9 protein-coding genes are annotated in these 6,658 nt (G+C 72.8%); 6 read left to right on the forward strand and 3 right to left on the reverse strand.

Going from position 1 to position 6,658, the window contains the following annotated elements:
- The first annotated feature begins 485 nt into the window (after positions 1-485).
- A complete protein-coding gene (locus AB0B76_RS58425) occupies positions 486-887 on the forward strand; it encodes a cold shock domain-containing protein (RefSeq protein ID WP_360394960.1) in 402 nt (133 codons plus the stop codon).
- A 163-nt stretch (positions 888-1,050) separates the two neighbouring features.
- Here the strand turns inward: AB0B76_RS58425 and AB0B76_RS58430 are convergent, their stop codons facing one another.
- Positions 1,051-1,344, reverse strand: a complete 294-nt coding sequence (locus AB0B76_RS58430; RefSeq protein ID WP_360394962.1) for a hypothetical protein — start codon at positions 1,342-1,344, stop codon at positions 1,051-1,053.
- Positions 1,345-1,479: 135 nt separating this feature from the next.
- Here AB0B76_RS58430 and AB0B76_RS58435 point away from each other — a divergent pair, with 135 nt between their 5' ends.
- Entirely contained in the window at positions 1,480-3,345 is a 1,866-nt protein-coding gene (locus tag AB0B76_RS58435) for a histidine kinase (protein ID WP_360394965.1), read from the forward strand.
- Complete coding sequence (locus AB0B76_RS58440; RefSeq protein WP_360394968.1) at positions 3,345-3,986, forward strand: response regulator transcription factor; 642 nt, start codon at positions 3,345-3,347, stop codon at positions 3,984-3,986. Before AB0B76_RS58435 ends, AB0B76_RS58440 begins: the two co-directional genes overlap by 1 nt.
- Before the next feature lie 3 nt (positions 3,987-3,989).
- On the opposite strand, the gene AB0B76_RS58445 is transcribed toward AB0B76_RS58440, so the two are convergent.
- Both AB0B76_RS58445 and AB0B76_RS58450 read right to left on the reverse strand, forming a co-directional pair.
- On the reverse strand, positions 3,990-4,460 hold the full coding sequence (locus AB0B76_RS58445) for a hypothetical protein (protein ID WP_360394971.1): 471 nt from the start codon (positions 4,458-4,460) through the stop codon (positions 3,990-3,992).
- A gap of 49 nt (positions 4,461-4,509) precedes the next feature.
- Complete coding sequence (locus tag AB0B76_RS58450) at positions 4,510-4,668, reverse strand: hypothetical protein (RefSeq protein ID WP_360394974.1); 159 nt, start codon at positions 4,666-4,668, stop codon at positions 4,510-4,512.
- A gap of 10 nt (positions 4,669-4,678) precedes the next feature.
- Here AB0B76_RS58450 and AB0B76_RS58455 point away from each other — a divergent pair, with 10 nt between their 5' ends.
- The 3 genes from AB0B76_RS58455 to AB0B76_RS58465 form a co-directional block, all read left to right on the forward strand.
- Positions 4,679-4,981 carry a hypothetical protein gene (locus tag AB0B76_RS58455; RefSeq protein WP_360394976.1) on the forward strand — a complete coding sequence of 101 codons (303 nt, stop codon included), beginning with the start codon at positions 4,679-4,681 and terminating at the stop codon, positions 4,979-4,981.
- A gap of 57 nt (positions 4,982-5,038) precedes the next feature.
- Entirely contained in the window at positions 5,039-5,209 is a 171-nt protein-coding gene (locus AB0B76_RS58460) for a hypothetical protein (protein ID WP_360394979.1), read from the forward strand.
- A 318-nt stretch (positions 5,210-5,527) separates the two neighbouring features.
- Positions 5,528-6,658, forward strand: a 1,131-nt coding sequence (locus tag AB0B76_RS58465; RefSeq protein WP_360394982.1) for a hypothetical protein, incomplete at its 3' end; no start/stop codon positions are given.

The raw sequence follows: 6,658 nt of genomic DNA on the forward strand, positions 1-6,658 counted from the left end.
GGTGCTAAACGGGAGCGGGCCTCTTCGGGGGTCCGCGCCCGCACGGCACGGGGCGCGCACGGCACGGGGCGCGCACTGCACGGGGCGCGCACGGCACGGGGCGCGCACGGCACGGGGCGCGCACTGCACGGGGCGCGCACTGCACGGGGCGCGCACGGCACGGTGTGGCGCGGGGCGTGCACGGCACGGTGTGGCGCGGGGCGTGCACGGCACGATGTAGCACGGGCACGCACGGCACGGTGTTAGCGCGAGCGTAGGCACGGCACGGCTTCGCGCGGGGAACGCACGGCACGGGCACGTGCCGTACGCACGCACGGCACCGGGGCACGCACGGGGGAGCGCACGGCACGGGTACGGTACGCGCCCACCTCCGCCCGGAGTTCCGCTGGCGGCGGGCTGGGGTGGCCCTGGCGCGTCCGTGCCGAGTGCCCACGTCCGGTGCTACACCTGATGCCGCGTTCCGGCGTACATAAGGGGTGGTTGTTGTGGCGGTGGGTACGATCCTGCGGTACGACGAGATCCGCGGCTATGGATTCATCGCGCCGGCCGGCGGTGGTGATGATGTGTTCGTGCACGCCAACGACTTCGGTGAGCGTCGGCACCAGGTGCATCCCGGGCTGCACGTGGAGTTCGAGGCGGAGTACGGCGAGCGTGGCCCAAAGGTGTCGGCCGTCCGGCTGCTGGAGGAGGCCCCGGCCGAGCCGAAGGGCAGAACGACCTCTGGCGATGACGAAGCGCTGTGTGACGTGCTCACCGCGGCCCAGTTCCGCACGGAGGTTACCGAGGTATTGCTCCAGCACGTGTCGACGCTCACCGCGGCTCAGGTCACGCAGGTGCGCACGAAGCTTGTCGACCACGCGCGCGCCCACGGCTGGGTGGAGAGCTGACCACGGCCCGCCTCAGGTGGTGAGACCGACCGATCGGCCGTCGCCGTGCGGGACCGCCGGGGGCTGACCGCGACTCGCCTCGCGTGGCGACGTCGACCGGTCGGCGATTGCGGGCGCAGGACCGCCAAGGACGAAGCGTACAACTCCGGCAGTGCCATCCGCCTCAAGCGGCCAGGTCGACCGGCCGCCGGTCGCGGCGCCGGGTCGCCAGGCGGTGGCCCAGCCACACCAGCCCGAGGCCGGCCCCGAAGATGATCGCGTTCACGACCGCGTAAGGCACCATGTCCGCCGTGGTGGGATTCGCCGGGAATGCCGAGGTATCGCCCCTCACCCAGGCCGCCAGCAGTACCGCGGTCTGGAAAGTGAACACGAACCCGTGAACGGCCACATAAGCGACGAAAGCCGCAACACGCCGCCGGACGAAGTAGCCGATCGGGAGCGGCAGGACGAGCATCACAATGAGTTCCATGCCGGGGATTCTTCGGCGGTACCTTCCCCATAAGCGTCCAGGTCCGCACCGGGAAGCGGCCCGGATGGGCATTGCGTGCCAGCTCGGATGACTCCGGGCCGAGCGCTCGGTCATGATGGACCCGTGCCGGTCCTGCTGCCCGTGGCGGTCTACCTGGCCGGCGTGGTCGGGCAGGCCCTCAGCGGCGCCGGGGGCGACGGTCCGTTCGTGCTGGCCGTGATCGGCTCGCTACTGGCCGTTCCGGTCGCCCTGGGTGCGCTGCTCGGGCGGCGCGCGCCCGACAGCCCCGTCGGGCCGGCCCTGGCCTGGGTCGGGGCGGCGCCCGCGGCCGCGTTCTGGATGCAGGAGTGGGGGCGGTTCGGCGGGGGCGCCTGGGTCTGGAACCTTGCCGGCTTCGTGGCGCTGTGCCTGGTCTTCCCGTCGGGGCTGCCGACCGGGCGGCGCTGGCGGCTCGTGCCCGCGGGCTGCGTCGCCGCCGGGGTGTACGTGCACGCGCTGCTGTCGTCGGAGCTGATGAACGGGCGGTACTGGCTGCCGCTGGCGCTCACCGGGTACGCGGTCGTCCTCGCCGCGCTCGTCGCGGCCGTCACCGCGCTCATCGTGCACTACCGCCGCGGCGACGATACGACCCGGCAGCGGGTGCGGTGGCTGATGCTCGGCGCGCTGAGTGTGCCGATCCTGCAGGCCGCCGGCTGGGTCGCGCAGGGGCTGGGGGCGCCGCCCGGGTTCGCGTACCTGGGGCTGTTCGCGGCGCTGCTGATCGCGCTGCCGGCCGCGATCGTGGTGGCGGTACTGCGCCACGACCTGCTCGACATCGACCGGCTCATCGGCTCGACGCTGGCCTGGGTGCTCACCACGCTCGGGTCGGCCGGGGTGTTCGCGCTCGCGGTGACCCTGATCGGCGAGGCCGTGCCCGATCGCCGGCTCGGTACCGCCGCCGCCGCGTTCGGTACCGCCCTCGTGTTGCTGCCCATGCACCGGCGGCTCAACACGCTCGTCGGGCGGTTCGTCGACCGCGACCGGTACGTGGGCGAGGCCCGCGTGCAGCGCTTCGTGCAGCAGGTGCGCGACGGCGCGGCCGAGCCGGAGCGGGCCGAGGACGTGTTCCGCTCGGTGCTGGGCGATCCCGGCCTGCGGCTGCGGCTGCGGCTGCCCGGCCGCGACGCGTTCGTCCGCCTCGACGGTACGCCCGACCCCGTCGGCGGCGAGCCCGGCCGGGTGGTGCCGCTGCGCTCCGGCGGCACCGACGTCGGCGAGCTGGTGCTGTCGGCCGGCTCGCCGCGCCGTCTGCGCCGGGCCCGGGAGCTCGCGCTCGCCGCCCGGCTGCCGATCGAGGTCAGCCGGCTGCGGCTGGAGCTGCGCGAGGCGCTGCGCGACGTGCGCGACAGCCGGGCCCGGCTGCTGCAGGCGGGCGCCGCCGAGCGCCGGCGGCTCGAACGGGACCTGCACGACGGCGCGCAGCAGCGGATCGTCAGCGTCGGCATGCGCCTGCGCTCCACCCAGCGTGGGCTCGCGGCGGACAGCCCCGCGTACCGTGACCTCGATCTTGCCGTTGAGGCGCTCGAGGCGACAATCGCCGAGCTGCGGCAGCTTGCGCACGGCCTGCGCCCGAGCCGGCTCGACGACGGCCTGCCCGCGGCGGTGCGGGCCCTGGTCGCCGACGCCCCGCTGGACGTGCGGGTCCGGGTGGCCGACGTGCGGACCACCGAGGCCGTCGGTACGACCGTCTACTTCGCGGTCGCCGAGGCGTGGGCGAACGCCCTCAAGCACGCCGGGGCCGGCTGCGTCGACGTCACCGTGGCCCCGGCGGACGACGGCGCCCTGCTGGCCGCGGTCGCCGACGACGGCGTCGGCGGCGCCGGTGACCTGACCGCCGTGCGGGACCGGGTGGCGTCGCTGGGCGGCACCCTGCGGGTCGACAGCCCGCCCGGCGGCGGCACGCGCATCGAGGTCCGGATTCCCGGCGCCGTACTCCCGGAGGAAAACTGATGCGCATCGTGCTGGCCGACGACTCGGTGCTCTTCCGCGAGGGCATCATCCGCCTGCTCACCGACGCGGGGCACGAGGTGGCGGCCGCGGTCGGCGACGCCGATGCGCTGCTGCGGGCCGTCGACGAGCAGGCGCCCGACCTCGCCGTCATCGACATCCGCATGCCGCCGACGATGACCGACGACGGCGCGCGGGCCGCCCGGCAGCTGCGCGAGACCCACCCCGGCCTGCCGATGATCCTGCTGTCCCAGCACGTGGAGACCCGCCACTCGGTGTCCCTGGTCGCTTCGGGCGGCTTCGGGTACCTGCTCAAGGACCGCGTCCTGCGCGTCGACGACTTCCTCGACGCGGTGCGCCGGGTGGCCGGGGGCGGCTCGGCCCTCGACCCCGACGTGGTGGGCGCGCTGCTGGCCCCGGGCCGCCGCGACGACCCGCTGGCGCTGCTCAGCGAGCGGGAGCGCGAGGTCCTCGCGCTGGTGGCGGAGGGCCACTCGAACCTGGCGGTCGCGGCGCGGCTGCACCTCGGCGAGCGCACGGTGGAGAGCCACATGCGCGCGATCTTCCAGAAGCTGCGCATCCTCGACACGGGGGAGAGCCACCGCCGGGTGCTGGCCGTGCTCGCCTACATCGCGCCGGCCTAGCCCTCAGCCCTTGTGCTCGCGGATCATCGCGTTCAGGTCGTTCGCCCAGGCCTGGGCCACCCCGCGGCGGTACGCGCCGAGCGCCGTGACGGTGACCGTCAGGCGGTCGCGCTGCGGCGGGACGACATAGTGGATCGTCGGGTTGTACAGCGTCGGGCCGGACGTCATCCGCTGGTGGTTGGCCCGCACATCCGCGTGCGACAGCCACTCCCAGGGCAGGTGGGTCGTGGACAGCAGCTCGCGGACCTTGAGCCCCGTCGCGGTCGGGATCACGCCGACCATCGACACGCGGACCGCGCCGGCGAGGCACAGCAGCGCGCCGGCGCCCCAGATGACCAGGCCGGTGTCGTGATCGGCGGCGCCCGGGTCCTCGAAGATGCCGAGCGCGCCGCACAGCACGGCGAAACCCAGCAGCGCCAGGACGGCCACCAGGTTCCACTTGCGCGAACGCAGGACACGAACGCCGCGCTTCACGCCCCCATGGTACGTACCGCGCGGCCCCGCGGACAGCGGGCGCCGCGCCTCAGCCGAGCTCTTCGGCCAGCCCGACGATGATGCCCTCGGGACCACGGAGGTAGCAGAGCCGGTAGATGTCCTCGAACCGCACCACCTCGCCGACGAGCTCGGCGCCGTGGCTGCGCAGGCGGGCGACGACCTCGTCGATGTCGTCGACGGCGAACATGACCCGGCGGATGCCCAGCGTGTTCGCCGGGGCGTCCTTCGGCTCGGCGCGGATCGCCGCCGGCCGGTGGAACTGCGCCAGCTCGATGCGGCCGGGGGCGCCCGACCCGGAAACCACGGAAGGCCACCTGCAACTGGAGCAGGCGTCGTACTTCCTGTCGAAGATCGAGCTGCAACGCGGCGACCAGCCCACGATGGCCGGCTGGCGCAAGCGCCTGTTCATCGCCACCTCGTACATCACCGCCGACGCCGCGGAGCACTTCGGCCTGCACCGCGACCGCACGGTCATCATGGGCTCCCACATCCAGGTCTGAGCTACCACGAGCCGGACTTTCGCAGGTACCGGTACAGCAGCACCGACGTGCCGGACGGTGACCACGAACAGTTCGCCGACGAACATGCGCACCGAGCCGGATCGCACTGGCAAGCACAACCAGGCCGCCCGCAACCTGTTCATGGATCTCGGCGAATGCGTCGGCCAGTTCAACCGCCGAGTACGAACGAGCCCCGTGGAAGACCAGGTTGCCGCCGGCCCGGAGTAAGGAGTTCCCAGCGTTTGCAGTGTGGAACTGCGCCAGGACTCTCGGTAAGACACCGGCAGAAACGCGTTGTTTTTCATCAAGACGCATGACGGAAGAGGTAGTTGTTTGCCAGGATGCGGTCCGTTGGGAGCCGGAAAGGGAGCTATGGATCTGCTCGCCCCACCGCGCACGCCACCGCGACATCGTCGCGACTCGCGAATCGTGCCGGCGCGGGGGCGTGGCCGGCCGCCGCGGATCCGTTCCCTGCGCCGGCCGCGCCGCAAACGGGAGCCGGCAAGCGCTCCGGCGCGCGTCCGTGCGCTGGCCGGCCTGTTCGCCGTGATCGTCACCGGGCTGGTCGTGCTGCTCACCGCCGAGGTCAGCCGCGAACGTACCGGGGTGGACGTCATCGGTCACCAGACCGCGCCGGTCGTGATGGCCAGCACCGACCTGTACTTCGCGCTCAACGACATGGACGCCCAGCTCGCCAACGTCCTGCTGGTCGGCAGCGAGACCAACCTCGGCTTCACCCGGGACCAGGCGCTGGACATCTACCACCAGCGCCGGCAGCAGGTGAGCCAGGACCTGCAGCGGGCCGCGGCGGCGGCCGACGCCGACTCCGCCGCCGCGCAGAGCATCCGGGACATCCTCGACGCCCTCGGCGACTACGAGACGCTGGCAGCGCAGGTGCTGCTCCTCGACGGGCAGGCCAATCGCCCCGCCGGCAGGCCACCCCAGGCGGCGCTCGTACTGTACCGGCAGGCCACCGACCTGCTCAAGGCCCGGCTCCTGCCGGCGGCGCAAGCGCTCACCGATCGCAACGCGGCGATCCTGGAGCGGACCTACCAGCACCAGCGCGGCCTGGCCCTCACCGCCCGGAACTGGCTCATCGTGATCGGCTCCGCGCTCGCGCTGACCGCGCTCGCGCTGCAGGTGTACCTCGCCCGCCGTTTCCACCGCCGGATCAACCTTGCGGTCGCCTCTGCGACGCTCGTGGCCCTCGGCCTCGCCGTCGCCGGTGTGGTGCTGACCTCCAACGGCGCTGAGTACTTCCGCGCGGCGAAGAAGGACGCGTTCGACTCGATCCTGGCGCTGTCGCAGGCGCGGGCGATCAGCTACGACGCCAACGCCGACGAGAGCCGCTACCTGGTCGACCCGCAGCGGGCCGACCAGTACGAGCAGGCGTTCCAGGCCAAGACCCTGCAGCTGGTCGACCTGCCGGGGGCGACGCTGCCGACGTTCGACCAGCGCCTCGCCGCGGCGATGAGGGCCTACCAGCAGGACCACCACGCGCTCGAGTGGCACGGCCAGTTCGGCACCGAGTTCCGCAACATTACGTTCGTCGGCGAGCGCGAGGCGGCCGAACTGACCCTGCAGGGCTCTGTTGCGTTGACGGTAGGCATGATCGAGGCAGGCTTGAGCGATGAAGGTCGCTACCCACCAACGCCCGATGATGCCGCCTGGGTCAGC

The organism is Dactylosporangium sp. NPDC049140, from assembly GCF_040648435.1.